A 26,934-nucleotide genomic window follows, 5' to 3' on the forward strand; every position below is an offset into this window, starting at 1 on the left:
CGCCGCGAACGGTGTTACTTCTTGACGACCTGGGTGCCGCCGGCGAACTGATCGTGCTTGCCCTGCTTGCTGGGGCTCGAGTTGATCGTCACGGCGATGACGATCACCGCGATGAACGCGAGCAGGCCGCCGAGGAACGGGATGACGTTCAGCAGCGTGAAGGCGTTACGGATCGCGGACTGCTGCAGGCTCGGACGTGCCGCACCGGCGGGTCCGTGAACCTGGAGCCCGAGGATCTTCTTGCCCAGCGTCGCGCCCTGGCTGACCTCGAGGCCGACGAAGTAGGCGAACGTCAGAACACCGGAGAACAGCCCGGTGACCAGGATGTTGTCGGTGGCTCCGAAGATGGCCGCCAGGATCAGCGCGACGATTCCGACGATGATCCCGTCGATGATGCGGGCACCGAGACGGATGCCGAGGCTACCGGGCCGGCCGCCGGCCGGCTGTCCGCCGAACCCGCTGTTGTCGAACTGGGGAGGCGTCGGGTAGCCGCCCTGCTGGGGGTAACCGCCCTGCTGGGGGTAGCCACCCTGCTGCGGCGGCGGCGGGTACGAGCCCTGCTGAGGCGGAGTGAATCCACCCTGCTGCGGCGGCGGGTAGTTGCCCTGCTGGGGCGGCGGGTACGAACCCTGGCTGGGCGGCGGGTAGCCACCGGGGTTCTGCGGGTCCTTGTTCGGGTCGAAACCGCCTGTGGTCATGGTGTCCTTCTCGTACGAGGGGATGAGACGTGCAGAACTGTCGCGGCCACCCTACGTCCGAAATGCCCCCGACGGTGTGCCATGTCCTGTTGCGAAGCGGTACCGATCAGGGAAACGCCACGAACCACGGATCTCGCGGAAGCAGTGCCGGAGTCCATCGACCGGCAATATCGTCGAGACTGCGACATCCCGGCGTTCCGATCGACGCCGCGATCATCTCGACGACGTCATGCACGGATTCACCGGCGTCCAGGCGGTCTCGCAACGTCACGGCGCCGTCCCTCTTCGCGAGCCGCGCACCCGTGGGCCCCAGGGCGAGCGGGACGTGCACGTACGTCGGCTCGGGGATGTCGAGCAGGCCTGCCAGGTAGGCCTGGCGGGGAGCCGACGCGAGAAGGTCGTCGCCGCGGACGACCTGGTCCACACCCTGGAAGCCGTCGTCGACGACGACGGCAAGGTTGTAGGCGGGCACTTTGTCGGTGCGTTGCAGGACGAGGTCGTCGACGACTCCGGTGTACTCGCCTGCCAGTGCGTCGTGGACCGTGTACGTGTCGACCTCGGCTCTCAACCGCAGCGCAGCGCGTCGACCCTCGGCTCTGCGCTGCGCGCGTTCGGTGTCGGACAGATGACGGCAGGTTCCCGGGTAGGCGCCTTGCGGCGCATGCGGTGCCGACGCAGCCTGCTGGATCTCCCGCCGAGTGCAGAAGCACTCGTACACCCGACCGTCCGCGCGGAGAGACTCGATGGCCGCCGCATAGGAATCTCGCCGATCCGATTGGTGCAGCACGGGGCCGTCGAAGTCCACGGCCAGTGCGGCCAGATCGGCGAGTTGGCGCGCTTCCGAACCCTCCCGGACACGGTCCAGATCCTCGACGCGCAGGACGAACGATCGGTCCGTCCTGCGAGCGAAGAGCCAGGCCAGGACAGCGGTCCTGAGGTTGCCGAGGTGGAGATCGCCGGAGGGGCTCGGTGCGTATCGACCGGCTCCCGTCATTCCGCCCGTCCGAGCAGCTCGGCACTGCGCGCCGTCACCAACGCCCTCATCGCGTCGACGACGACCCCGACCTCGGGCCGACGCAGTGTCTCGCTCCGAGCGACCAGCCAGTACGCCAACGTCACCGTGACCTCTGAGTGCAGCACTCGGACCAGGTCGTCGTGGCGGTCGGCCATGAAGCACGGGAGCAGGCCGATGCCCGCCCCGGCACGGGTGGCCTCGACGTGGACGAACACGTTGGTCGAGCTGACCGAACTGCGCATGACGGGAACGTCGGTGGAGTCGGCGTCGCCGCCGACGGACCGCGCCAGGTCGAGATCGTCGACACGCAGCATCGATTCCACGAAATAGACCAACGGATGTCCGGACAGGTCGGCTCGGGTGGTGACGTCGCCATGGCTGTCGAGGTACTCGCGGGTGGCGTAGAGACCGAGGCAGTAGTCGCCGAGATGCAGGGCCTCGGCGCGGTGCACGTGCGGTGTCCCGACCACAATCTCGATGTCCATTCCCGACCGTTGTTGCGACGCTCGACGAGTGGCGGCGACCAGTTCGACAGCGATGTCCGGGTGGCGTTCCTGCACATGGACCGCGGCGGGAGCGGCGATGTACGCGCTGAAGCCGTCGGTGGCCGAGATCCTCACGACACCTCTCAGCGACGCCCCGGCGGGGTCCACCAACCCGCGGACGACTCCGTCCACTGTCTCTGCCGCGCGCAGGGCGCCTCGTCCGAGGTCGGTCAGTTCCCACCCACCCGACGTCTTGACCAGCACTCGGCCGCCGAGCGACTTCTCCAACGATGCGATGCGGCGCGACACGGTGGTGTGGTTGACGCCCAGACTGTCCGCCGCCGCGGTGAAGCGTCCGCTGCGTCCCACGGCGAGGAGCACCAGGAGATCGTCGGCACTGGGCAGAGACGGCCGTCCGTGGGGTGCGGAACTGCCGATCGGGGTCATGTGTGCATCTTTGCAGTCTGGTACTGCGTTCGCGGCCATTGTGATCTCCGGTGATCTGCGTCGATACTGAACCCAGCGTGTGCCGTGGATCACTGTCCCGGTGCCGGAGACTCAGCAAGGAGAATGTCATGTCGGTTGTCGACAGAGTGGACCGCGAGGAGGAACCGTCGGGTCTGCGGAAGGTGGTCGCCGCATCCATGGCGGGCACCGTGGTCGAGTGGTACGAGTTCTTCCTCTACGGCACGGCGGCGACGCTCGTGTTCAGCAAGATCATGTTCGCGGAGGGAACGAGCGAACTCGACGCCATCCTGGCCGCGTTCGTCACCTACGCGGTGGGATTCGTCGCGAGACCGCTGGGCGGCATCGTCTTCGGTCACTTCGGTGACAAGTACGGACGCAAGAAGCTGCTCCAGTTCTCCCTGGTGCTCGTCGGTGCCGCGACGTTCCTCATGGGATGTCTGCCGACGTTCAACCAGATCGGCTACTGGGCGCCGGCGCTGCTGGTGACGTTGCGCTTCATCCAGGGCTTCGCCGTCGGCGGAGAGTGGGGTGGCGCGGTGCTCCTGGTCGCCGAGCACAGCCCGAACAAGAGCCGCGGTTTCTGGGCGAGCTGGCCGCAGGCCGGTGTTCCCGGTGGAAACCTGCTGGCCACCGTGGTGTTGCTGGTTCTGACCACGACACTGTCCGACGAGGCGTTCCTCAGCTGGGGCTGGCGTGTCGCGTTCTGGCTGTCCGCCGTCATCGTCTTCGTCGGCTACTACGTCCGCACCAAGGTCACCGACGCCCCGATCTTCGTCGAGGCCCAGAAGCAGGCCGAGGTCATCAAGGCCGCGTCGTACGGCGTCTTCGAGGTGGTCAAGCGGTACCCGCGTGGCGTGTTCACCGCGATGGGCCTGCGCTTCGGTGAGAACGTCATGTACTACCTGGTGGTCACCTTCTCCATCACCTACCTCAAGGTCGAGGTGGGAACGGACACCAGCACCATCCTGTGGTGGATGCTCGTCGCGCACGCCGTCCACTTCGCGGTGATCCCGCTGGTCGGTCGACTGGCCGACACCGTGGGCCGCCGTCCGGTGTACATGGTCGGTGCGATCACCGCCGGGACGTGGGGGTTCTTCGCGTTCCCGATGATGAACAGCGGCCACAACGTCGTGATCATGCTGGCGATCATCATCGGCCTGGTCTTCCACGCCTTCATGTACGCGACGCAGCCGGCGATCATGTCCGAGATGTTCCCCACGCGTATGCGGTATTCGGGTGTGTCACTGGGATACCAGGTGACGTCGATCGTCGCGGGTTCGCTGGCGCCGATCATCGCGGTCAAGCTGCTCGACGTGTACGGCTCGTCCGTGCCCATCGCCTGGTACCTCGCGGGCGCCACCCTGATCACCCTCATCGCCGTGGTCGTGGCGCGGGAGACCAAGGGCATCGCGCTCGAGAGCATCGACATCGCCGACGCGAAGAACCTGGCCACCGAGGCGGAACTCGCGAAGGTCGGTCTCGCCAAGTAGGTCTGTACAACGCGAGAACGCCCTCTCCCGGATCGGGAGAGGGCGTTCTTCGTCGTGATCAGGCTTTCGCGACCAGTCTCGGCCGCGGGGTCTGCGCCTCGCAGTCGCTCATGAACTCTGCGAACACTCGCTCGAAGCGGTCCGGGTTGTCCAGGTGCGGGAAATGCCCCGCGCGCTCGAAGATCTCGACCCGTCCCTGCGGTAGCTCGGCCCGCGCGTTCTCGGTGTGGGAGTTGGGGATGATGCTGTCGCGCGCACCCCAGATGAGCATCGCCTGGATGTTGGGGAAATTGGCGAAGTGCGGAGTGGCATTGATGGTCTGGCCTCGGAAGCTGATCACCGAGCGCGCCGTCGCCAGGAATGCGCGTCGGGTTCCGGCGTCCTGCACCGACCCGAAACTGCGCCACGCCTCGGTCGAACTGGCGCTCATCAGCGGCAGTCCGAGCTTGTCCAGACCGTCGATCGCCAGGTCGGTCAGTCCGCGAACCGTGCGGTTGGCCATCAGCGGGAGCACCAACTCGCTACCGGGGAGAGTCGCGGCGCGGAGCAGCGGGCTCACCTCGGGGCCGAGGCCACCGCTCGCGATGAGCACCATGCGCTCGACCAGTTCGGGGAACAGGTAGAGGGTCTGCATCGCGATGCCGCCGCCAAGAGAGTGGCCGACGAACGTCGCGGACGAGATGTCGAGGCTGTGCAGCAGGTCGCGGACGCTGGCCGCGTGGGCGCTGATGGAGTAGTCACCGGCCGGCTTGTCGGACTCACCGTGACCCAGCAGGTCCGGGACGATCACGCGGTATCGACGCGACAGCATGTCGACCTGGGGTTCCCAGTTGTGGTGGGAACCCAGCAGGCCGTGGATCAGGATGACCGTCGGGCCGTCTCCGATGTCCAGGTATTTCATGTCGTTGCCGTGCAGACTGAATGTCTGCATGTCCGGCCGTGCGGTATCGAGTGCCGCCATGGGAGATCCCTCCGTAGTACAACTCTTCCGAGTGTGCACTGCATCCGGCGTGGATGCGCCATTCCGGAGCCATGTGATGCCAGACATTAGTTATGGACGGGCGGTGTTCGTCACAAGACGTTTGTCCGGCGAACGACGTGGTCAGTGCGTCAGATAGACCTTCACGGCCACCACCACGGCGGCGATGACAGCGGTCCCGATGCCCGCCAGGACCAGGCGGAACGACGGACTCCGCCCCCGCAGACGCTCGGCGACCACGGGTATCGAGGCGATGCGCAGAGTCACCAACGCCCCGGCGGCGGCCTGTGCGAGGGCGCCGGGCAGCACATCGAGCCAGGCAAGGGCCAGAAGGAAGGACGGCGCGACACCGGACGACGCGATCGGCACCGTGTCGCGCAACTCCGCGCGCATGTCCACCGAGTCGTCGTCGACAGTGCCCGCCGCCACGGCGTCCGCGAAGACGTGGGCGAGGAACGTCGTGACCGTCGTCCCGAGCACCAACAACGCCGCCGAGCCGTTTGCGATGGACCCCGGGCTCGCCGCGACCACGACGGTCATCACCAGAATGTTGCCGTAGACATAGGCGGACAACCGTGCAGATGCGCGGTGCCGGGGGAGCAGCCCACCCTTCCGCGTCGTCACGCGGTGATAGGCGGAGCTGACGAATCCGGGTGCGCGCATGGTCGAAGAGTGCCAGGTCGAGAGGAGACGTACGTGGTCGAGTTGGTTCGCGGCGTGAGTTGGCCACGGGACGAGCCGCTGCTGGGACTCACCGACGTCTCGACGGGCCGGATGACCACGATGCCCGTCACCGGGGCCTCGCTGCGGTACCGGGCGGTCGACGCCCCCGGCGTGCTGTGGTGCATCGGACGCCGCGGTGATGCGGGTCCCGTGGCGTGCCCGAACTCGGCGCGGGCGACCTCCGGGGTGCACTGCGAGGCGTGCGTCGCGGCGGACCCCTTCCGGTTCGTCCACATCGTGCACCGGCAGGACTTCCTGTCGAAGGGACTGGAAAGCGTTGTGATGCAGCCGCACTGGTTGTACGTCGCAACGTTCGCCGACGGGACCGACAAGGTGGGGACCGCCGCCGACCCACGAAAATGGGGGCGTCTGACCGAGCAGGGAGCTGTCGTCGGACGGTACGTCGCGCGAGCAGTCGACGGCAGAGTGGTCCGACATCTCGAAGATGCGATGACGGACACGGCGGGGCTCCGGCAGGCGGTCCGCGCGTCCGCCAAGGCTGCGGGCCTCACCCGTCCCGTCGACCTGTCGCGCCTCGATCGTGCGAACGCCGATGCGGCCGCGGCGGCGCGCGAGGTGCTGGCGGATCTCGGATCGGACTTCTCCGACGACGACTTCCGCATCGTCGACGAGCAGTGGCAGGCCCCCGCGCGGGACGGAGTCTTCGACGGGCGACGGACCGCGTATCCGCTCGACACCGCCGTCGGAGCACACGGGTTGACGGTGCGGTGGTGCGTCGGCTCCGCCGTCGGGGCCACGGTGTCCGAAGACCCGGACTCGCTCTACGTGGCCGACCTGTCGAGACTGCGCGGGCGGCGCATCGAGAGGGGCGACTTCGAGACGGCGCTCCCCGCGATGCAGGAAGCGCTGTTCTGAGTTTGTCGGTGCACGCCGTGTGGCATCCGACAGTCATGCCGACCTACCGAGTGCGTGACACCAGCAACGACACCGTCCTGGCCACTGCCGACCACGAGGACATCTCCACCGCCGAGGCCTGGGCCGCCGGCGTCGTGGAAGGGCTCGACCCGGCTCCGGTGACCTGGGTGCTGGACAGGGAGTGAGAACGAAGAAGACCCCCGTGCAGTGCACGGGGGTCTTTCTCTGCGGAGGATAGGGGATTTGAACCCCTGAGGGCGTTAACCCAACCCGCGTTCCAGGCGAGCGCCATAGGCCACTAGGCGAATCCTCCGTCGGCTACCTTACCGGCGACCCCCCCTTGGAGACGAATCGGGTCGGTTCGGTGGTGCGCGGGGGATGTGGCTAGACTCGTCCACGGATCCCGCGCGGCGCGCATCCTGTGAACTCCCCCAGGGCCGGAAGGCAGCAAGGGTCAACGGGCTCTGCCGGGTGCGCGGGGTCCCCTTAACTTCCCGCCACGCGCAGTCGCCTCGAAAGGCCCTCCTCGCCATGACCGGCCAAGCTCAACTCGGACTGATGAACCCCGACGAGCTGGCAGCGGAGCACGAGAAGCGCAAGACCGAGTACGACGCCCTGAAGGGCCGCGGACTCTCGCTGGACCTCACCCGCGGAAAGCCTTCTCCCGAGCAACTCGACCTCGCCGCCGGCCTTCTGACGTTGCCCGGTGAGGACTACCGCGACGGCAAGGGCACCGACTGCCGCAACTACGGCGGACTCCAGGGCCTTCCCGAGTTGCGCGCCATCTTCGGTGAGCTCCTGAACATCCCCGCCGCGAACCTGGTGGCCGGCAACAACGCGAGCCTCGAGATCATGCACGACCTGGTGGTGTGGGGAATGCTCCACGGCACCGTCGACTCCGTGCGTCCCTGGGCCGCCGAACCCGTCGTCCGCTTCCTCTGCCCCAGCCCCGGATACGACCGGCACTTCGCCATCACCGAGAGCTTCGGCATCGAGATGATCCCGGTGACGATGAACCCGGACGGTCCCGACATCGCCGAGGTCGAGCGCCTGGTGTCGGGCGATCCGCAGATCAAGGGCATGTGGTGCGTGCCGAACTACGCGAATCCCACCGGCGCCGTCTACTCGGAAGAGGTGGTGCGCGCCCTGGCCACGATGCCCACCGCGGCCGCCGACTACCGCCTGTTCTGGGACAACGCCTACGCCGTGCACCCCATCAGCGAGCAGTTCCCACCGTCGTACGACGTCCTCGGGCTCGCAGCGGACGCGGGCCACGCCAACCGGCCGTACGTGTTCGCGTCGACGTCCAAGGTCACCTTCGCGGGTGCAGGAGTCAGCTTCCTCGGAGCGTCCACCGCGAACCTCGACTGGTACCTGGGTCACTACGGCAAGAAGAGCATCGGCCCCGACAAGCTCAACCAGCTTCGCCACCTGCGCTTCTTCGGCGACGCCGACGGAGTGCGGTCGCACATGGCCAAGCACCGCGAGATCCTTGCGCCGAAGTTCGCGATGGTCCAGGAAATCCTCGACGACAGGCTCGGTGCCTCGAAGGTCGCATCGTGGACCGAGCCCGACGGCGGTTACTTCGTCAGCCTGGACGTGCTCGACGGCACCGCTGCCCGCACCATCTCGCTGGCCAAGGACGCGGGCATCGCGCTGACGGGCGCCGGCTCCGCCTTCCCGTACAAGCGGGACCCGAACGACCGCAACATCCGCCTGGCCCCCAGCTTCCCGTCGACGGACGAGCTGGCCGCGGCGATGGACGGCGTCGCGACCTGTGTTCTGCTCGCTGCGACCGAGAAGCTGCTCTCCGAGTAGTTCGTCCGGGTTCTCACCGCTTCCCGCAACGGTTCCGGCAACCTGCAACGGCTGCAACCGTTGCAGGTTGCCGGAACCGTTGCGTGTGGCTGCCTGTGGATAGCCGAACGCACGGATCCGCGTTCTGTTCGACGATGAGTACGTGACCGACGACTTGTTCGCCCGCCGAGAGCTCGCTTCTCGTGGGATCGCCGACGCGGAAATTCGACGTGCACGGCGTTCTGGGGCCATCACCCCAGTGCGCCGCGGCTGGTACGCATCCCGAGGTGCCTTGGCTGATGCAACGCTCGAGGAACGCCATCTGCTGATGGCTCATGCCACGCTGAAGGCCGGCGGCGAGGATCTCGCGCTCAGCCACGAATCCGCTGCTCTGGCACTCGGACTGTCGCTGTGGAACGGTGCTCCTTCGACGGTCCACGTGAGCGTCGATGGTTCCGGCGGGAGTCGCCGCGACAGTACGAGGTGGCGACATGCGACCCGACTCGACGAGGAAGACGTGCAGCTCGTCGGCGGCGTCCGCGTCACGACACCCGCTCGGACGGTGGCCGATCTGGCGTGCACGCTGACTTTCGAAGAAGCGGTGTGTGTGGGTGACTCGGCCCTGCGTCTCGGCGGAATCACGTCTCGCGAGATCGACGAAGCTTTCGGGCGGTGCAGCCGTCGCCGCGGGATCGCTCGTGCGCGGCGCGCGGTGGCTTTCATGGACGGGCGGAGCGAGAGTGTCGGCGAGTCCCGAAGCAGGGTCTACCTGGATCGTCACGGACTGCCGGTGCCGGACTTGCAGGTCGAGATCGCCGTCGGTGCCCGTACGTACCGGCCGGATCTGCTGTGGAAGTACGCCGGTGTCATCGGAGAGTTCGACGGGATGACGAAGTACACCCGCGGCAGGCAATCCTCCGACGAGGTGGTCGTGCAGGAGAAGCTTCGGGAAGACGCGTTGCGAGCAGCTGGGTGGAACGTCCAACGATGGATGTGGAAGGACCTCACCGACGACCGTCTCGCGCTTCGGCTTCGTGACGTCCTGGGGATCTGATTCGTTGCGGGAACCGCTCGAACGCATGAAACACTCGATTCATGGCAACGACGCTGCACCTGGTGGGAGACCCCGACGCCGACGCACTGCTCTCTTCCGAGCCCCTGGCGCTCCTGATCGGGATGCTGCTCGATCAGCAGGTGCCGATGGAATCCGCGTTCGCGGGGCCGAAGAAGCTGGTGGATCGCATCGGGTCGCTCGACGTGCGCGCGATCGCCGAGATGCCGGAGGACGACTTCCTCGCCATCTGCTCCACCCCGCCCGCGGTGCATCGTTACCCGGGATCGATGGGTAAGCGGATCCAGTCGATGTGCTCGTTCATCGTGGATACCTGGGACGGCCGTGCCGACGCCATCTGGACGGAGGGCGATCCGGACGGCAAGGAAGTGCTGAAGCGACTGAAGGCGCTGCCCGGGTACGGCGATCAGAAGGCCAGGATCTTCCTCGCGCTGCTGGGCAAGCAGATGGGTGTGGAGCCGACGGGCTGGCGCGACGCCGCGGGTTCCTACGGCGACGACGGGTCGCGCCGGTCGATTGCCGACGTGGTCGACGCCCGCTCACTGGGTGAGGTCCGCGAGTTCAAGAAGGCCGTCAAGAAGGCGGCGAAGGAGAGCAAGGGGTCGTAGGTTCCCGCCGACCGATCTGTCGGTCGGCGTCGGTACTCTTTCTCGCGTGGCCCTGTACCGGAAATACCGTCCAGCGACGTTCGCGGAAGTGGTCGGGCAGGAGCATGTCACCGAGCCGCTGTCCGTCGCACTCGACTCGAAGCGCATCAATCACGCCTACCTGTTCTCCGGTCCTCGCGGCTGCGGTAAGACGTCCTCCGCGCGCATCCTGGCGCGCTCGCTCAACTGTGTGGAAGGTCCGACGTCGACTCCGTGCGGCGTCTGCGGGTCGTGTGTGGCGCTGGCTCCCGGTGGCCCCGGCAACCTCGATGTGATCGAGCTCGATGCTGCGAGCCACGGCGGCGTCGACGACACCCGTGAACTGCGTGATCGGGCCTTCTACGCCCCGGCCGAGTCCCGCTACCGCGTCTTCATCGTGGACGAGGCGCACATGGTCACCACGGCCGGCTTCAACGCGCTGCTCAAGATCGTGGAGGAGCCGCCGGAGCACCTCATCTTCGTGTTCGCGACGACGGAGCCGGAAAAAGTTCTTCCGACCATCCGTAGCCGTACGCACCACTACCCGTTCCGACTGCTGCCCCCGGCAGCCATGCGCGGGCTGATGGTACGTATCTGCGCGGAAGAGCATGTCACCGTCCAGGATGCTGTGTTCCCGTTGGTCATTCGCGCCGGCGGCGGTTCGCCCCGTGACACTCTGAGCGTGCTGGACCAGTTGCTCGCCGGCGCGGGCGACGAGGGTGTGCAGTACGCCCGCGCGCTCATGCTGCTCGGTGTCACGGACGTCGCGCTGATCGACGAGGCCGTCGACGCGTTGGCCGCGCAGGACGGAGCAGCGCTGTTCGGCACCGTCGAGAAAGTCATGGACGCCGGGCACGATCCGCGTCGGTTCGCCGTCGACCTGCTCGAGCGTCTCCGCGACCTCATCCTCATGCGAGCGGTTCCCGACGCGGGGGAGCGCGGTCTGATCGACGCCCCAGCGGACATGATCGAGCGCATGCGCGACGAGTCCGAGCGCATCGGTCCGGCCACGTTGGCGCGGTACGCGGAGACGGTGCACGCCGGTCTGGGTGAGATGCGCGGCGCGACGGCGCCCCGTCTGCTCCTCGAGGTGATGTGTGCCCGCATGCTTCTCCCCGCTGCGTCCGACGCGGAAAGTGCTGTGCTGCAACGCATCGAGCGGTTGGAGCGTCGGCTCGACGTCACGCTTCCCGCCGGAGAAGCCGCCGCTGTGGAGGCGGGTCACGAGCAGGACCGGCTCGAGGCCACGGCCCACAAGCAGACTTTCCGACGGCCGTCCGAGCGCGCTCCCGAACCGGCGCCAGCACCCGAGGTGGCCGCGAAACCTGTTGCGCCAGAGCCGACACCACAGCCCGAGCCGACCCCCGAGCCCGTGCCGGCACCGAAGCCCGACCCCGTGCCGACACCCGAGCCGACGCCGACCCCGGAACCCGAGCCGACCCCGGAACCCGAGCCCGAGCCGACACCGGAACCGGATCCGACACCGGAACCCGAGCCCACCGCGGCTCCCGAACCCGACACGGCCGGACCCGATGTGGCTGCCGTGCGCGCGGTCTGGTCCGAGGTGCGGACCAAGGTCCGTGAGCGCAGTCGCACGGTCGAGGTGATGCTGTCGGGTGCGACGGTGAAGTCCGTCGGTGACGGCGCGATCGTGCTGGGTCACGACTCGGCGCCGCTGGCGAAGAGGCTGGTGGAACCGAGGAACGCGGAAGTCATCAAGGACGCGCTGCGGGATGTGTTCGGTGTGGACTGGACCGTCGTCTGCGAGGCCGGGGACGGCTCGGTGCGTGCAGCGGCCCCGGCGCCCGCCACGGCGACACCGGAACGTCCTGCATCGAACGCTCCTCGCTTCTCGCGACCCAGCCGTGCCGCACCGCAACCGGCGCCGACCTCGACGGCCCGCCCGTCCACGGCGTCGCGGCCGACCGACGACGACATACCGCCTCCGCCAGAGGAGCCCGACTATCCGGACGACCCGGGCAGCCCTGATCCGTACGACGGTCCTCCTCCCCCGGAAAGTCCGGAGGAGCAGGAAGAGTTGATGAAGCAGGCCAAGGAGCCTGTCGATCCGTCGACGCGGCGCGATCCGGACGAGGTCGCGCTGGAGCTGCTGCAGTCCGAATTGGGCGCCACCCCGCTCAAGGAGATCTGACCCTCTCGAAAGGGCCCGCGAACACCGTCCCCGGTGTCATACTGCGCGCTCGTTTCGGTCCTTTCCGCCACGCCTTTTCGTGCTTATGGTGAGTGGCGTCGAGGTCTGTACCTCGTGGGCGCCGGTGCCTGTATCCGCCGTGCTGCCCATCTCACGTCGGAAGGAACTCTGCGCAGTGACCACAGAGGCATATATCTACGAAGCCATCAGGACGCCGCGAGGCAAGGGCAAGAACGGGTCGTTGCACTCGGTCAAGCCGATCTCGCTCGTCACCGGGTTGATCGACGAGCTCCGTCGTCGCTTCCCCGACATGGACGAGGATCGGATCTCCGACCTCATCCTCGGTGTCGTCTCACCCGTCGGCGACCAGGGCGCGGACATCGCTCGCACGGCGGTCCTCGCCGCGAAGATGCCCGACACGGTCGGCGGCTTCCAGCTCAACCGCTTCTGCGCCTCGGGCCTCGAAGCCGTCAATCTCGCCGCACAGAAGGTGCGGTCCGGGTGGGACGAGCTGGTCATCGCCGGCGGCGTCGAGTCGATGTCGCGCGTGCCCATGGGCTCGGACGGCGGCGCGTGGGCGATGGACCCGCAGACCAACTACGACACCTACTTCGCTCCTCAGGGAATCGGCGCCGATCTGATCGCGACGATCGAGGGCTTCACCCGTGAGGACGTCGACGCCTACGCCGCGCAGTCGCAGGAGCGCGCCGCTGCTGCATGGTCGGGTGGCTACTTCACCAAGTCCGTCGTTCCGGTCACCGACCAGAACGGCCTGCTGATCCTCGACAACGACGAGCACATGCGTCCGGGTACGACGGTCGAGTCGCTGGGCAAGCTGAAGCCCGCGTTCGAGGGGATCGCCGCGATGGGCGGCTTCGACGACGTCGCGCTGCAGAAGTACCACTGGATCGAGAAGATCGATCACGTCCACACGGGCGGTAACTCGTCCGGCATCGTCGACGGTGCTGCACTCGTCGTCGTCGGCAGCGAGGACGCCGGCAAGTCGATGGGCATGGCTCCCCGTGCGCGCGTCGTCGCGACCGCCACCAGTGGCGCCGACACCACCATCATGCTGACCGGCCCGACGCCTGCGTCGAAGAAGGTCCTGGCCGCGGCCGGGCTGACGGTCGACGACATCGACCTGTTCGAGCTCAACGAGGCGTTCGCGTCCGTGGTGCTCCGCTTCCAGCGCGATCTGAAGATCCCGGGCGAGAAGCTCAACGTCAACGGCGGCGCCATCGCCATGGGCCACCCCCTCGGTGCCACGGGCGCCATGATCACCGGCACCGTCCTCGACGAGCTCGAGCGACGCAACGGGCGCTACGCGCTGATCACCCTGTGCATCGGCGGCGGCATGGGCGTGGCCACCATCATCGAGCGAGTCTGAGGAACTTATATGAGCGAGAACATGATTGCGTGGGATCAGGATGCCGACGGCATCGTCACGCTGACGATGGACGACCCCAACCAGGGCGCCAACACGATGAACGAGCTCTACAAGGACTCGATGGGCGCGACGGTCGATCGCCTCGAGGCCGAGAAGGACTCCATCACCGGCGTCGTCATCACCTCGGCGAAGAAGACGTTCTTCGCCGGTGGCGACCTGAAGAACATGATCAAGGCCGGTCCGGCCGACGCACAGCAGATCTTCGACGAGGTGCAGACCGTCAAGGCGCAGCTCCGTCGCCTCGAGACCCTGGGCAAGCCCGTCGTCTCCGCGATCAACGGTGCAGCACTGGGCGGCGGACTCGAGATCACGCTGGCGACGCATCACCGCATCGTCGCCGACGTGCCGGGCGTGCAGCTCGGCCTCCCAGAGGTCTCGCTGGGCCTGCTCCCCGGCGGTGGTGGCGTCACGCGCATCACCCGCCTGATGGGCATCCAGAACGGTTTCATGTCGGTGCTGTCGCAGGGCACGCGTTTCCGGCCGTCGAAGGCTCTCGAGCTCGGTCTGGTGCACGAGGTCGTCGGCAGCATCGAGGAACTGGTTCCCGCTGCGAAGGCATGGATCAAGGCCAACCCCGAGGGCGGCGTCGCTCCCTGGGACGTCAAGGGCTACAAGATCCCCGGCGGCACGCCGTCGAATCCCAAGCTCGCACAGATCCTTCCGGCGTTCCCCTCGAACCTGCGCAAGCAGATCAAGGGCGCGCCCATGCCGGCGCCGCTCGCGATCCTGTCCGCAGCGGTGGAAGGCGCGCAGGTCGACTTCGACAACGCGTCCACCATCGAGTCGCGCTACTTCACGTCGCTGGTCACCGGCCAGGTCTCGAAGAACATGATCCAGGCGTTCTTCTTCGACCTGCAGGCGATCAACGCCGGCAAGTCGCGGCCGGACGGCTACGAGAAGACCCAGTTCACCAAGGTCGCCGTTCTCGGCGCCGGCATGATGGGCGCGGGCATCGCCTACGTCTGTGCGAAGGCCGGCATCGACGTCGTCCTCAAGGACGTCGAGCAGGCGTCCGCGGACAAGGGCAAGGCGTACTCGGAGGCCATCGAGGCCAAGGCTCTCTCGCGTGGCAAGACGACGCAGGAGAAGTCGGACGCGCTCCTCGCGCGGATCCACCCCACGGCGGACCCGAAGGACGTCGAGGGCGCCGATCTGGTCATCGAGGCCGTCTTCGAGTCACAGGACCTCAAGCACAAGGTCTTCCAGGAGATCGAGGACCTCGTCGCTCCCGATTCGCTGCTCGGCTCGAACACCTCGACGCTGCCCATCACCGGTCTCGCGACGGGTGTGAAGCGCCAGGAAGACTTCATCGGAATCCACTTCTTCTCGCCCGTCGACAAGATGCCGCTGGTCGAGATCATCCGTGGTGACAAGACCTCGGATGCGGCTCTGGCCAAGGCATTCGACCTCGTGCAGGCCATCAAGAAGACGCCGATCGTCGTCAACGACAGCCGCGGATTCTTCACCTCCCGCGTGATCGGTACCTTCATCAACGAGGCCATCGCGATGCTGGGCGAGGGCGTCGAGCCGTCGACCATCGAGCAGGCCGGCCTCCAGGCGGGCTACCCGGCGCCGCCGTTGCAGCTCTCCGACGAGCTGACGCTCACCCTGATGCAGAAGATCCGCAAGGAGACCTACGACGCGATCGTGGCCGCCGGCGGAACTCCTCCGGAGGATGCTGCGGGTGCCGTGATCGACAAGATGGTCGACGAGTTCGAGCGTCCGTCCAAGTCCAAGGGCGCCGGCTTCTACGAGTACGTGGACGGCAAGCGCACCGGCCTCTGGTCCGGTCTGCGTGACGCCTTCAAGTCGGGGACGTCCGAGGCATCCTTCGAGGACCTCAAGGAGCGCATGCTCTTCATCGAGGCGATCGAGACGCAGAAGTGCTTCGACGAGGGTGTCCTGAACACCACGGCCGACGCCAACATCGGTTCCATCTTCGGAATCGGCTTCCCGGCGTGGACCGGTGGCGTGCACCAGTATGTCGTCGGCTACGAGGCCGCGGACGGTTCGATCGGCAAGGAGGCGTTCGTCGCCCGTGCCGAGGAGCTGGCCAAGCAGTACGGCGAGCGGTTCACTCCGCCTGCGTCACTGCGCTAGTCACGAGCACACGACAGCCCCGCACCTCGTGGTGCGGGGCTGTCGTCGTCTCAGCGCAGCACGCGTGCTGCGAAGTCCAGCGAGGCCGGCATCGACGCCATCAGCGTTCCGACGTGGTCGGGAGTCGGGAAGGTGACCAGCTGGAAGTCCGTGCCGGCGGCAGACATTCGTGCGGTCTGCGCGAACGTCAGAGGTGCGGGGACGGTCTGGTCCGCCAGGCTCTGCGTCACCAACAGGGGCCGATCGTATCCACTGACGGGAACGGCCTGCATCTGCCGGAACACCGGCGCCAGCGGAGTCAGCGGCCTGGTCAGCAGGTCACCGAACTGCGCGGGATGCGTCTCTCGGTAGGTACGGAATTCGGTGCCGCACAGCGTGGTCGCCGCGTTCAGGTACTCGAGGCCGCGCGGAGTGAGGTAGCTCCGCACATCGAGTTCGGGGCGCTGGTCGCTCATGCCCGCCAAGGTGGAGAACACGTAGCCGACGATGCCGTTCGGGAGCACCGGCGGGATCGTCGGGCCGGCGAACGGGAAGACCGAGTCCAGCTGCGTCGGTCCGGCAATGGCCACGGCGCCGCGGAAGTCGAGTTCCGGTGCGCGCGACGATGCAGCCGCCGCAGCGAAGTACGCCGCGTTCCCCCCTTGCGACAACCCGGTGGCGATCCACGTCGGGGACAACGTCCCACCCACCACGGAATGGGCCGCGCGCACGATGTCGACGGTGTTCGCGCCGGCTGCGGGGCCGTCGAGATACGCACTCACGCCGGGGGTTCGCATGCCCGCGTAGTCGGTGGCGACGACGGCGTATCCCGCCGCCAGCCACGCTTCGACGGCCGGCCGTTCGAGCTCGGTGGTGCCTGTCAGCGACGGTGCGCACGCGTCGTCGATGCCCGTGGTTCCGTGAGCGTGCGAGACCACGGGCCATCCACCGACGGGAGGCTCGCCGGCGGGCACGAACACGGTTCCCGTCGACTCGCCGACCTTGTCCGCGGTGCGCAGCGTGGTGTAGCGGACGAGGTAGCTCTCGGCGGCACCTCGGGGCGCGAGCGCCGGGTCGAGCGCACTGCTGGAGAGCACGGTTCCCGCGGCAGGTTCCGCGGATGCCGGAGCGACGGCGAGCCAGAGGGGTGTCGCCAGCGATACACAGGCAACGAGGGCGGGGAGACCGAGTCGTCGTCGAAGAGTCACGTCTGTCAGTTCACCATGGGCTGCGCACCTCGTGGTGTGTCTCCTCACGAGTATCTGCCCGACGCGGCGTCAGGGGACTACGTTCGACAGGTGAAGACTCCTGTTGTCACCGTCATCGGTGTCGTAATCGCCCTTCTGGGCCTCCTGTTCGCCCTTCAGGGATTCGGGGTGATCGGCGGTAGCGCGATGAGCAACACGTCCACCTGGTCGATCCTCGGTCCCATCATCCTGATCGTCGGAGTGGCGATCGTGGTGGTGAGCAGGCGCCGCGGGGTCTAGCTCGAATACCGCCGGCGCAGGTCGACCTTCACGACCTTGCCGCCGGCGTTGCGGGGGAGCGCCTCCACCAGGACCAGGTCGCGAGGGTGCTTGTAGTGCGCGAGGCGTGCGTCCAGCCAGTCGACGAGGTCGGGAAGCGTCAGGTCCGGCTCGTCGGTGAGGCGCTGCGCGACGACGGCGACGGGCACCTCACCCCACCGATCGTCCGGGCGGCCGATGACGGCTGCCTCGAGAATTCGGGGGTGAGAGAACAGGACGTTCTCGACCTCGGCGCAGTAGATGTTCTCACCGCCGGAGATGATCATGTCCTTCTTGCGGTCGACGACGAAGACGAAGCCCTCGTCGTCCTGGCGCACCAGGTCGCCGGAATGGAACCAGCCGCCGTGGAACGCATCCGACGTCGCGGCGGAGTTCTCCCAGTAACCGTGCATCAACGTCGGTCCGCGGTAGACGATCTCGCCGATGTCGCCGCGCGGGACGTCGACCATGTCGTCGTCGACGACCCGCGCTTCCACCGTGGCGACGACGCGTCCCACGGACCCGAGTTTGCGGAGTGCGTCGCCGCCGTCGAGGACACAGGTGATCGGCGACATCTCCGTCTGGCCGAAGACGGCCACGGTGAGGGCGTCGGGGAACGTCTGCGACATGGCACTCAACACGGTGTCCGACGCCGGCGCCGCACCCCACGAGATCACCCGCAGTGCCAACCTCCTGGGGCGTCGCGCCTGTTCTGCGCAGACCGCCTGCCACTGCACCGGCACGAGGAACAGAGTGGTCACGGACTCGGCCTCGAGGACGTCGAGCAGTGCGGCCGGGTCGAACGCACCGACGGGGTGGATGACGGTGGGGATGCCGAGCTTGAGACTGGGGGCGATGCTGCCCAGCGCGGCGATGTGGAACATCGGCGATGCGCAGAAATTGATCTCGTCCACTCCGTACATCTGTAGCGCCCGGATGCAGGTGAGTGCTTGGGCCTGCATGTTGGAATGGGACAGCACAGCGCCTTTGGGGCGGCCGGTGGTTCCCGAGGTGTACATGATCAGCGCCGGCGCATCGTCCGGGACGTCGGTGTCGGGCGCAGGAATGCCCTCGCGGATCAGCGCCTCGTAGGTGTCCCCGTCACCTCCCACCACGATCGAGTCCGCGACGCCGACCGCCGCGGCGAGCGGTGCCAGAGCGTCCTCCACGACGATGAGGCCGGCGCCGCTGTTCTCCGCGAGGTAGGTGATCTCCGGTGCGCTCATCCGGAAGTTGACGGGCACGGCGATCGCACCGACGGCGGTGATCGCCAGCACCGATTCGACGTACTCGGGCCGGTTGAGCATCAGGATCAGCACCCGGTCCCCGGCCGTCACACCGCGGCGGGACAACCCGCCGGCGAGTGCGTCGACACGGTCGGCGAGGCCGCGCCAGGTGTGCGTCGCCCCGCCGAAGCGCAGCGCCACACCCGCGGGATCCATCAGTGCGTGTCGACGTACCTGGTTGTTCCAGTTGTCCCGCCGTGCACGTCCGGGCTGCGACTGATCCGCCATCTCGGGTGTCCTCTCGTGGAGTCGCACCCCCTCGGGTGTCGACAGTCCCAGTGATTCGACACCCGAGACGGCGTCCGTGTCAGCAGATCAGCCGTTCCACCAGGGGCGCAACGGAAGTCCCGCGTCGGCGGTGCTGTCGAGCTTCACGGCGAGCACCTGGTGCAACTGCACGACGTTGCGCTCGAAGCCCAGGCGCGAGCCGGCCATGTAGAGGCCCCAGACGCGGGCGGTTCCCTCACCGACCTCGGCGACACAGGCATCCCAGTTGTCGACGAGGTTGCGGCACCAGTCGCGCAGAGTCAGCGCGTAGTGCTCGCGGAGATTCTCCTCATGGCGCACCTCGAGGCCGACGTCCTGCATCTCGGCGATGATGCGACCCGACCCGGTCAGTTCACCGTCGGGGAAGACGTAGCGGTCGATGAACCCACCCGCACGTGCCGACGACCGGTTGTCCGGTCGGGTGATGCAGTGATTCAGCACGCGGCCGCCGGGACGGAGCTTGCTCTTGATGAACGCGAAGTACGCGGGGTAGTTCGAGACACCGATGTGCTCGGTGAGGCCGATGGACGACACCGCGTCGAAGTCGGTCTCGGCGATGTCGCGGTAGTCGCTGTGCCGGACCTCGGCGAGATCACCGAGGCCGTCGGCGGCGATGGCCTGCTGTGCCCACTCGGCCTGTTCCTTGGAGAGCGTGGCGCCGATGACGTGGACGCCGCGGCGGGCCGCGTAGCGCACCATCGAACCCCAGCCGCAGCCGATGTCGAGCAGCCGATCGCCCGCCTTCAGGTTCAGCTTCTCGAACACCAGGCGGTACTTGTTCTCCTGCGCCTCCTCGAGAGAGGCGTCGATACTCGGGTAGGCCGCGCAGGTGTAGGTCATCGACGGGCCGAGGACGTACTCGTAGAACGTGTTGGACACGTCGTAGTGGTGGTGGATGCTCTCCGCGTCGCGGGTCTTGCTGTGCCGCAGACCCTCGGCGATACGACGCCACCGCGGCAGCGACTCCTGGGGCGGGGGAGCGATGGGCCGCAACAACTCCCAGCCCAACGAGCGGGTCACGGTGGCCAGCGCGCGGGCGGACGGGCGCTTGAAGTGAAGGTCGTCGCCCAGCATCTTCAGCACGTCGTACGGGTCGCCCGGGTGGGCGCCCTCGATCTCGAGGTCGCCGGAGACGTAGGCGCGGGCCATGCCCAGATCGCCCGGGGCCGTTGCGAGGTAGGTGGTGCCGCGGGGTGAGGTGAGCTTGAGCCCGTACTCGGAATCCTCGGCACCGGCCGTGCTGCCGTCGTAGGCCGAGAAGCGCACGGGCAGATCACCTTCGGTGAACTGCTCGAGAATTTCGGCTATGGAGAGTTTGGGGGAACTACCGGCCGTGCCGGAGTTCTGATGATCCTTGAACGTCGTCATCGACGATGCACCGCCTTCGAATACAGATCCAACAGTCGCGAATCGGGGTCGTACTTCTTCTTCAGAAGGCGGTATTTCTCACCGCCGTAGAGGGCATCGAACTCGTCCTTGTCGTAGAACGAATCCGAGTAGAGCGATTTGTGGCCGTCGAACTCGGTCACCGTCCGTTCGATGCGGCGGTTCGCCGCACCTTCGGGCTCACCGTCGACGATCGGGACCGACGACCAGAAACCGATGTTGACGTACGTACGGTGTGGTTGCAACGGGTACAGCGGCCACCCGCGAACTCCGGCATCCGCCTCGCTCGCATCGCTGTAGCCGTCGGGTTCCCGCAGCCGCAGCGGACACAACCACAACGGCTCGATCGGTATTTCCCGCAGGAACCAGTCGACGAAGGCGGCCGTGTTCTCGACGGGAACCTCGATGTCCTGCACGACGCGTTCGCGGATCGGGTTGCCCTTGCGCCGTTCCAGGCGATCGGCGATGTCGTACTTCTGGTCGAGCGCGATCAGCTTCCAGTAGAAGCTGCTGCGCAGGTATTTCTTGGGCCAGAACTTCCGGATGCGGGGGTTCTGGGCGCCGAAGGCACGGGAGCACCAGAACCAGTCGGTGTCCCATCGCCACAGGTAGTCGCGGATAGTCAGCCGATCACGCTTCGGGGCGGCGCCGTCGTGCTGGATGGACCGGTAGAAGACGCGATCGTCGGTGTAGTCGCTGACGGGTCCGGGTTCGTCGGTGCCGCGGCCCAACGTCAGGTACGCCTCGGATCCTGTGAAGACGACTCCGTCCAGGTAGTCGACGCGTTCGCCGTCGTACTCGCGGTCCGCGACGATCCGGGTCATCACCTCCTGCACCGACTCCACGTCGTGGAAACGGACGTGGCGCAGGGCGACGTAGGGGTGGACACGCTCGAGCTCGATGCGGAGACGGGTCGAGTACCCGAGCGTGCCGTACGAGTTGGGGAACGCGTGGAACAGGTCGCTGTACTCGTTGTCGGCTGTCGCGGTGACGATGTCACCGGATCCGGTGAGGATGTCGACCTCGAGCACGGACTCGTGCGGGAGCCCGTTGCGGAAGGACGTCGACTCGATCCCGAGGCCCGTGACGGCCCCGCCGAGCGTGATGGTCTTGAGCTGGGGGACCACAAGCGGCGACAGGCCGTGGTGCAGGGTCGCGTCCACGAGGTCCTCGTACGTGCACATTCCCTGCACGTCGGCCGTCATCGCGACGGGGTCGATGGAGATGACTCCGCCCAGTCCCGAGACGTCGAGGCCGGGAGCGGTGTTCTTCGGCCGGGCGCGGAAGAGATTGGACGTCTTCTTCGCCAGCCGGACGGTCGCCGCGTCGGGTATCGCGCGGTAGCTGCTCAGCAGTGTCCGTACGCCGGCCTGGTGCCGGTCTTGTCCGATTTCAGCAGGTCCGGGGGGTCTCCCACGTTCTGCGTCGAGTGTCCGATCCACGCGAGAACGCTATATCGCGGTTGTTCGCAACGCTACGGAAGGTGCCCCTCGAGACGGGAAACGTCACATGATCGTTGCCGTCGATTCGCCCGGTGTCCGCCCGGAAACCTCTCGGCCGGGACATGGAAGACTGGTAGTACCGTTCGTTCGTTTCGATGTGCTCAGGAGAACCCCTCATGGCCAAGGTCAGCGCCAGCAGTGTCCGCACGTTCGAGGCGGCACCCGACAAGGTGCTCGCTGCGCTCTCCGACTACGAGACCGTGCGCCCGCGCATCCTGCCCGAGAACTACCGCGACTTCGCGGTCGTCGAGGGCGGTCAGGGCGACGGCACCGTCGTGCGCTGGATCCTCCAGGCGACCGAGAAGCGGTCACGGGACGTCCTGGCGACCGTGTCCGTCGCGGGCTCGACGATCACCGAGACCGATGCCAACTCGTCGATGGTCACCACCTACGCCGTCTCCCCGAGTGGGGCAGGTTCGCAGGTGACGACGACGACCGAGTGGACCGGCGCCGGTGGCATCGGCGGTTTCTTCGAGAAGACCTTCGCCCCTCTCGGGCTGAAGAAGATCCAGGCAAGTCTGCTGGAGAACCTGTCGCGTCAGGTCCGGTGACCTGTCGGGTCGAGTGACTAGGCTCGACCCCGACCCCTGCTCACGTCTCGGAAGGACACCCGCCGTGCAACCCGGTGAACAGCCCGACATGTCCCAACTGCTGCAGCAGGCCCAGCAGATGCAGCAGCAGCTCATGGCCGCCCAGGCCGAGATCGCCGCGACCGAGGTCACCGGCAGCGCCGGCGGCGGACTCGTCGTGGCCACCGTCAAGGGCAGCGGCGAGGTGGTGGGCCTGACCATCGACCCCAAGGTCGTCGATCCCGACGATGTCGACACCCTGCAGGATCTGGTCATCGGCGCCATCGCGGACGCGTCGCGCGCCGCGGCCGAGGTCGCCTCGCAGAAGCTCGGCCCCCTCGCCGGTCTCGCCGGCGGCGGTCTTCCCGGTCTGCCCGGCTTCTAGACCGTGTACGAAGGTCCGGTCCAGGATCTGATCGACGAGCTGGGCAAACTCCCCGGTGTCGGACCGAAGAGTGCGCAGCGCATCGCCTTCCACCTCCTCGCCGTCGAGGCGCCCGACATCGACCGCCTGCAGAAAGCTCTGCAGCGTGTTCGCGACGGAGTGCAGTTCTGCATCGTGTGCGGCACCGTCTCGGACAAGGAGATGTGCCGCATCTGCTCCGATCCCCGGCGCGACCGCACCATGATCTGCGTCGTAGAGGAGCCGAAGGACGTCCAGGCCGTCGAGCGCACTCGCGAGTTCAAGGGCCGCTACCACGTGCTCGGCGGTGCTCTCGATCCGCTCAGCGGCGTCGGTCCGGACCAACTCCGCATCCGTGAGCTGCTTACCCGCGTCGGCAATCAGGAGGACGGTGTCGACGTCTCGGAGGTCATCATCGCCACCGACCCCAACACCGAGGGCGAGGCGACGGCGACCTACCTGCTGCGCATGATGCGCGACTTCCCCGGTCTGAGCGTGACGCGCCTGGCATCCGGTCTACCGATGGGCGGCGACCTCGAATTCGCCGACGAGCTGACGTTGGGCCGGGCGCTGTCCGGCCGCAACGTGATGCGCTAGCGCTTGAGTCGGTAGAGCCGCTCCGGCCGGCCGACGTTGCCGTAGTCGAGCGTCACCGTCACGCGGTTCACGTCGCTCAGGTACTCCAGGTAGCGCCGCGCGCTGGAGCGCGACATGCCCGTGCGTTCGGCCATCGCGCTCGCGGAGATCTCCGTCTCGTGGTCCCTGAGGTGCTGCTCCACCATCGTCAACGTCTCGCCGCTCAGCCCCTTGGGTAGACGGGTGGCCGCACCGCGAACTCCGAACGCCTTGTCGACGGCATCCTGCTCCGCCTCGGAGATGGCCGCCAACGACTCGCGGGTGTGCCGGTAGTGCTCGAGCCGCTCCTGCAGGGCGGAGAACTTGAACGGCTTGATCAGATAGTGCACGGCGCCGGCGCGTAGCGCCCTCTGAACCGACTCGGCCTCACGCTCGCTGGTGATGACCAGAACGTCCAGGTCAGGGATGATGTCGCGGAACGGGCCGATCAGATCGAGTCCGGTGACGCCCGGCAGGTGGACGTCCAGAAGCACCAGATCCGGCCGTGTCGACTCGACCTTCTCCAGCGCCTCCCTGGCCGTGTGCGCCACCCCGCACACCTCGAAGCCGTCCACCTTCGCCACGAACCCGGTGTGTACGCGCGCGACCATGAAGTCGTCGTCGACCACCAGGACCTTGAGTGTCATCGTTCGTCCCTCCCCACGCTCGCCCGGAAGACCGTCCAGCGCCTGCCGTCCTCGACTCTCTCACCCACCGACACCTCGCCGCCGCCGCGGCGACAGACGACGCGGACGAGGGCCAGGCCGAAACCGTGGCCGTCGAGCGACGTCCCCTTGGTACTCCACCCCTGTTCGAAGACCTTGTCGACGTCCGGAGCGTCGATGCCGGGGCCGTTGTCCGCGATCTCGACGTCGATACGGTCCTCGGTGGTCACGATGCGCACTCGTACGACCGGATCCGGCGTCCCGTGTTCCAGCAGCGCGTCTACTGCATTGTCGACGAGATTGCCGACGATGGTGCAGAGATCACGCGAGCCGTCGTCGCTCGATCGGGGCAGATTCGAGGCGTCGTCGAGCGCAATCGTGACCGACCGTGCGGCCGCCGCACCGATCTTCGCGATCAGCAGGGCGGCGACCCCCAGATCGTCGATGCGGTCGGTGACGGTGGAGGTCAGTCGTTCTCGATGCTCGGTGATGCCGTCGACATAGCGCTCGACCTCGTCGTACTCGCCGAGCTGCACCAGCCCCGAGATGGTGTGCAGCTGGTTGTCGAACTCGTGGATGTGTTCGCGCAGTGCGGTCGAACTGGTGCGGCTGATGTCGAGCTTGCTCTCGACGTCGCTGAGCTCCGTGCGGTCGCGGAACGTGGTGACCGTCGCGACCTTCCGACCGGCAGCCTCGATCGGGACGGTGTTGAAGACCAGGATGCGATCACCGGTGAGAACGAGTTGATCACCGTCGTCGCTGGGGTGGCGCAGGACGTCGAGCACGCGATCGTCGAGCCCCAGCTTCTCCACGTCCCGTCCGACACTGTCCTCGGGGAGACCGAGCATGTCGTGGGCGCTGCGGCTCAGCAGGACGACCCTGCCCGAAGGGTCCAGTGCGACAACGGCTTCCTTCAGTCCCTCGAGCATGGCCTGGCGTTGCCGGACGAGGTCCACGATCTCTCCGGCCTCCATGCCCATCGTCTGCCGCTTGACGCGTCGGGCAAGCAGGATGGAGCCCACGGCTCCCAGGACGGAGGCGACCGCGAGGTAGATGAGCAGGTCGGGGGTCGCCTGGCCGAGCCGCGCCCATACCGACGGGTACTCACGCCCGACGATGGCCACTCCTACGATCCGACCGTCGGCGTCGAGTACCGGGACCTGCGACTGGACGGACGCGTTCGGGGACAGTGCCGTGTTCTCGCTGGTCTCGGCCAGACCGGTCCAGGATCGGCCGGCGCGGGCTCCGGCACCCTCGGCGGCGGACTTCTGCCCGATCCGCGACGGATCCGTGGCGACGACGATGACGCCGTCGGGATCGGTGAGTTGTGCGTAGTCGAGGCCGGACACTGCGCGCACCGACTCCACGGCGCCCTGAAGCCCCGACCGGATGCGTGGCTGAGCGGAGGGCAGCAACTGCCGGACGGTAGGGCTGGCAGCCAGATTCTCCGCGGCGGACTGCACGCGCAGGCCCTGCTCACGTTGGAAGGTCGCGGACGCCTGCGCGAGCGAGAGGCCGCTGATGACCACGAGCACGGCGACGATGATGAGAAGCTGGAGTCCGAGCAGTTGTGACGAGAGGGTGCGGCGTGATCGAAGGAGATTCAGTCGCCGCCGCATCACCGCTGAACCGTACCGCCGGACGGTGCGGGAGTTCGCGCATCGGCGTGCACGGCCGGCGCGCACAATGAACACAATCCCGTTTGTGCACCAAAGGGTGACCGCAGTCACAAGATGCGCCACAGTGAGATCGTGCCCATGAACCGACGTCGCCGCATCAGCGCTCTCGTAGCGCTGCTGGTGGTGCTCTGCACGGCGACCGCCTGCAGTGCGGCGATGCCGTCCATGGTGACCGGGGTGGGGGAGCCGGGACTTCGTCTCATCGCTCCTTCCGTCGCCGGTGGCGGTTACGACCTGACCGCTCGCAGCTTGGCCCGAGGTTGGGCCGCGGAGGACGTCGTGGTGGACGACGTTCTCGTACTACCCGGATCGGGTGGCGTCGTGGGGCTCAATCGCCTTGCTCTGGAACAGGGCAACGATCGGCTCCTGCTGGTGATGGGACTGGGGCTGGTGGGCGCACTGTCCACCACCCCGTCCGATCACTCGATCACCGACGTCACTCCCATCGCCCGCCTGGTCACCGAACCCGAGGTCGTGCTCGTACCGGCAGCATCCCCGCTGCGTACGTTCGCCGACCTGCTCGATCGGTGGCGCTCGGACACGTCCGGTCTCCAGTTCGCCGGCGGGTCCGCCGAGGGGGGTCCGGACGGACTGTTCCGAACCCAGCTCGCTCGGGCCGTCGGAGTCGATCCGCGGGCGTCCGAGTACCGCGTCTACGACGGGGGCGGCGAGCTGCTTCCCGCCCTGCTCACCGGCCAGGTCGACGTGGCCACGACCGGCGTGAGCGAGTACCTCGACCAGATCGCGTCGGGCACCGTCCGTGTCCTCGCCGTCTCCAGCGCCGAGCGTATCGACGGTATCGACGCCCCCACCGTCCGCGAGCAGGGTGTGGACCTGGACTTCGACAACTGGCGGGGCATCCTCGCGCCGCCAGGACTGCCGCCCGACCGGGTCGACGCTCTGACCGCCCAGGTCGAGTCGTTGGTCGAATCCCCTGTGTGGCAGGAGATCCTGCTGCGCAACGGGTGGAGGGACGCTCTTCTCACCGGTGACGACTTCGCGTCGTTCCTGGACGAGCAGGCCGACCTCGTCCGCACCACGATCGGCCCACCCACCACCGGCTGACGCCGGCCCACCAGCTCGGTCCTCTGCGACAGCTGTGTCCTGAACACCCCGATCCACTCGATGAACCCCACTCGAAACACGAGGA

Annotated in this window: 25 protein-coding genes, 1 tRNA gene, 1 other RNA gene and 1 pseudogene; 16 read left to right on the forward strand and 12 right to left on the reverse strand. The window is 67.3% G+C overall.

What is annotated here, in order from left to right; genetic code table 11:
- Positions 1-14 precede the first annotated feature (14 nt).
- From AC0IX4_RS00545 to AC0IX4_RS00555, 3 genes are all read right to left on the reverse strand, one after another.
- Positions 15-698 carry an RDD family protein gene (locus AC0IX4_RS00545; RefSeq protein WP_042575033.1) on the reverse strand — a complete coding sequence of 228 codons (684 nt, stop codon included), beginning with the start codon at positions 696-698 and terminating at the stop codon, positions 15-17.
- A gap of 106 nt (positions 699-804) precedes the next feature.
- Positions 805-1,692, reverse strand: a complete 888-nt coding sequence (gluQRS, locus tag AC0IX4_RS00550; RefSeq protein ID WP_471827681.1) for a tRNA glutamyl-Q(34) synthetase GluQRS — start codon at positions 1,690-1,692, stop codon at positions 805-807.
- Positions 1,689-2,645 (reverse strand): LysR family transcriptional regulator, encoded by a 957-nt coding sequence (locus AC0IX4_RS00555; protein ID WP_235579527.1) that lies wholly within the window; start codon positions 2,643-2,645, stop codon positions 1,689-1,691. The genes gluQRS and AC0IX4_RS00555 overlap by 4 nt, the downstream gene beginning before the upstream one ends.
- Before the next feature lie 128 nt (positions 2,646-2,773).
- On the opposite strand from AC0IX4_RS00555, the gene AC0IX4_RS00560 reads away from it, so the two are divergent.
- Positions 2,774-4,156, forward strand: a complete 1,383-nt coding sequence (locus AC0IX4_RS00560; protein ID WP_471827682.1) for an MFS transporter — start codon at positions 2,774-2,776, stop codon at positions 4,154-4,156.
- 58 nt (positions 4,157-4,214) lie between these two features.
- Here AC0IX4_RS00560 and AC0IX4_RS00565 read toward each other — a convergent pair whose 3' ends face one another.
- Both AC0IX4_RS00565 and AC0IX4_RS00570 read right to left on the reverse strand, forming a co-directional pair.
- Positions 4,215-5,117 (reverse strand): alpha/beta fold hydrolase, encoded by a 903-nt coding sequence (locus AC0IX4_RS00565; RefSeq protein WP_471827683.1) that lies wholly within the window; start codon positions 5,115-5,117, stop codon positions 4,215-4,217.
- 141 nt (positions 5,118-5,258) lie between these two features.
- Entirely contained in the window at positions 5,259-5,798 is a 540-nt protein-coding gene (locus AC0IX4_RS00570) for a hypothetical protein (RefSeq protein WP_471827684.1), read from the reverse strand.
- Between the two features lie 33 nt (positions 5,799-5,831).
- On the opposite strand from AC0IX4_RS00570, the gene AC0IX4_RS00575 reads away from it, so the two are divergent.
- Both AC0IX4_RS00575 and AC0IX4_RS00580 read left to right on the forward strand, forming a co-directional pair.
- The gene (locus AC0IX4_RS00575) at positions 5,832-6,734 is read left to right on the forward strand and encodes a DUF2797 domain-containing protein (protein WP_235579525.1); all 903 of its coding nucleotides are present in this window, start codon (positions 5,832-5,834) and stop codon (positions 6,732-6,734) included.
- A gap of 35 nt (positions 6,735-6,769) precedes the next feature.
- On the forward strand, positions 6,770-6,919 hold the full coding sequence (locus tag AC0IX4_RS00580) for a hypothetical protein (RefSeq protein ID WP_156388305.1): 150 nt from the start codon (positions 6,770-6,772) through the stop codon (positions 6,917-6,919).
- 43 nt (positions 6,920-6,962) lie between these two features.
- Here AC0IX4_RS00580 and AC0IX4_RS00585 read toward each other — a convergent pair.
- Positions 6,963-7,047: transfer RNA gene (locus AC0IX4_RS00585), tRNA-Ser, on the reverse strand.
- 82 nt (positions 7,048-7,129) lie between these two features.
- On the opposite strand from AC0IX4_RS00585, the gene ffs reads away from it, so the two are divergent.
- The 8 genes and pseudogenes from ffs (at position 7,130) to AC0IX4_RS00625 (ending at position 15,928) form a co-directional block, all read left to right on the forward strand.
- Positions 7,130-7,224, forward strand: an RNA gene (gene ffs / locus AC0IX4_RS00590) — signal recognition particle sRNA small type.
- Positions 7,225-7,265: 41 nt separating this feature from the next.
- On the forward strand, positions 7,266-8,552 hold the full coding sequence (locus AC0IX4_RS00595) for an aspartate aminotransferase type Ic (protein ID WP_471827685.1): 1,287 nt from the start codon (positions 7,266-7,268) through the stop codon (positions 8,550-8,552).
- 142 nt (positions 8,553-8,694) lie between these two features.
- Positions 8,695-8,799: pseudogene (locus AC0IX4_RS00600) on the forward strand (type IV toxin-antitoxin system AbiEi family antitoxin domain-containing protein); the annotation flags it as partial.
- A gap of 24 nt (positions 8,800-8,823) precedes the next feature.
- Positions 8,824-9,585, forward strand: coding sequence for a hypothetical protein (locus AC0IX4_RS00605; protein WP_471828351.1), 762 nt, complete (start codon positions 8,824-8,826; stop codon positions 9,583-9,585).
- A 41-nt stretch (positions 9,586-9,626) separates the two neighbouring features.
- Positions 9,627-10,211, forward strand: coding sequence for an HhH-GPD-type base excision DNA repair protein (locus AC0IX4_RS00610; RefSeq protein WP_471827686.1), 585 nt, complete (start codon positions 9,627-9,629; stop codon positions 10,209-10,211).
- Between the two features lie 46 nt (positions 10,212-10,257).
- Entirely contained in the window at positions 10,258-12,381 is a 2,124-nt protein-coding gene (locus tag AC0IX4_RS00615; RefSeq protein ID WP_042575024.1) for a DNA polymerase III subunits gamma/tau, read from the forward strand.
- A gap of 175 nt (positions 12,382-12,556) precedes the next feature.
- On the forward strand, positions 12,557-13,768 hold the full coding sequence (locus AC0IX4_RS00620) for an acetyl-CoA C-acetyltransferase (protein WP_042575023.1): 1,212 nt from the start codon (positions 12,557-12,559) through the stop codon (positions 13,766-13,768).
- A gap of 9 nt (positions 13,769-13,777) precedes the next feature.
- A complete protein-coding gene (locus AC0IX4_RS00625; protein ID WP_042575022.1) occupies positions 13,778-15,928 on the forward strand; it encodes a 3-hydroxyacyl-CoA dehydrogenase NAD-binding domain-containing protein in 2,151 nt (716 codons plus the stop codon).
- Positions 15,929-15,978: 50 nt separating this feature from the next.
- Here the strand turns inward: AC0IX4_RS00625 and AC0IX4_RS00630 are convergent, their stop codons facing one another.
- Positions 15,979-17,115, reverse strand: a complete 1,137-nt coding sequence (locus tag AC0IX4_RS00630) for an alpha/beta hydrolase family protein (protein WP_471827687.1) — start codon at positions 17,113-17,115, stop codon at positions 15,979-15,981.
- Positions 17,116-17,205: 90 nt separating this feature from the next.
- Here AC0IX4_RS00630 and AC0IX4_RS00635 point away from each other — a divergent pair, with 90 nt between their 5' ends.
- A complete protein-coding gene (locus AC0IX4_RS00635; protein ID WP_042575020.1) occupies positions 17,206-17,394 on the forward strand; it encodes a membrane protein in 189 nt (62 codons plus the stop codon).
- Here AC0IX4_RS00635 and fadD5 read toward each other — a convergent pair.
- From fadD5 to AC0IX4_RS00650, 3 genes are all read right to left on the reverse strand, one after another.
- Positions 17,391-18,926, reverse strand: a complete 1,536-nt coding sequence (fadD5, locus tag AC0IX4_RS00640) for a fatty-acid--CoA ligase FadD5 (RefSeq protein ID WP_471827688.1) — start codon at positions 18,924-18,926, stop codon at positions 17,391-17,393. The two genes, AC0IX4_RS00635 and fadD5, sit on opposite strands and share 4 nt — an antisense overlap.
- An 87-nt stretch (positions 18,927-19,013) precedes the next feature.
- Positions 19,014-20,333 carry a class I SAM-dependent methyltransferase gene (locus tag AC0IX4_RS00645; RefSeq protein ID WP_471827689.1) on the reverse strand — a complete coding sequence of 440 codons (1,320 nt, stop codon included), beginning with the start codon at positions 20,331-20,333 and terminating at the stop codon, positions 19,014-19,016.
- Entirely contained in the window at positions 20,330-21,742 is a 1,413-nt protein-coding gene (locus tag AC0IX4_RS00650; protein WP_471828317.1) for an FAD-binding oxidoreductase, read from the reverse strand. Before AC0IX4_RS00650 ends, AC0IX4_RS00645 begins: the two co-directional genes overlap by 4 nt.
- 227 nt (positions 21,743-21,969) lie before the next feature.
- On the opposite strand from AC0IX4_RS00650, the gene AC0IX4_RS00655 reads away from it, so the two are divergent.
- The 3 genes from AC0IX4_RS00655 to recR all read left to right on the forward strand — a co-directional run bounded on the left by AC0IX4_RS00655 (position 21,970) and on the right by recR (position 23,422).
- Positions 21,970-22,404: an SRPBCC family protein gene (locus AC0IX4_RS00655; protein ID WP_471827690.1), complete on the forward strand. Its 435-nt coding sequence runs from the start codon at positions 21,970-21,972 to the stop codon at positions 22,402-22,404.
- Between the two features lie 64 nt (positions 22,405-22,468).
- On the forward strand, positions 22,469-22,807 hold the full coding sequence (locus tag AC0IX4_RS00660) for a YbaB/EbfC family nucleoid-associated protein (protein ID WP_042575017.1): 339 nt from the start codon (positions 22,469-22,471) through the stop codon (positions 22,805-22,807).
- Positions 22,808-22,810: 3 nt separating this feature from the next.
- Positions 22,811-23,422 (forward strand): recombination mediator RecR, encoded by a 612-nt coding sequence (gene recR, locus AC0IX4_RS00665; RefSeq protein ID WP_042575016.1) that lies wholly within the window; start codon positions 22,811-22,813, stop codon positions 23,420-23,422.
- Here recR and AC0IX4_RS00670 read toward each other — a convergent pair.
- Positions 23,419-24,087 (reverse strand): response regulator, encoded by a 669-nt coding sequence (locus AC0IX4_RS00670; protein ID WP_156388303.1) that lies wholly within the window; start codon positions 24,085-24,087, stop codon positions 23,419-23,421. The genes recR and AC0IX4_RS00670 overlap by 4 nt on opposite strands.
- On the reverse strand, positions 24,084-25,724 hold the full coding sequence (locus AC0IX4_RS00675; protein WP_056072120.1) for a sensor histidine kinase: 1,641 nt from the start codon (positions 25,722-25,724) through the stop codon (positions 24,084-24,086). Before AC0IX4_RS00675 ends, AC0IX4_RS00670 begins: the two co-directional genes overlap by 4 nt.
- 138 nt (positions 25,725-25,862) lie before the next feature.
- On the opposite strand from AC0IX4_RS00675, the gene AC0IX4_RS00680 reads away from it, so the two are divergent.
- Positions 25,863-26,849, forward strand: coding sequence for a Bug family tripartite tricarboxylate transporter substrate binding protein (locus tag AC0IX4_RS00680; RefSeq protein ID WP_471828318.1), 987 nt, complete (start codon positions 25,863-25,865; stop codon positions 26,847-26,849).
- The last annotated feature ends 85 nt before the right edge of the window (positions 26,850-26,934 follow it).

Source organism: Rhodococcus sp. AC861 (genome assembly GCF_979256035.1).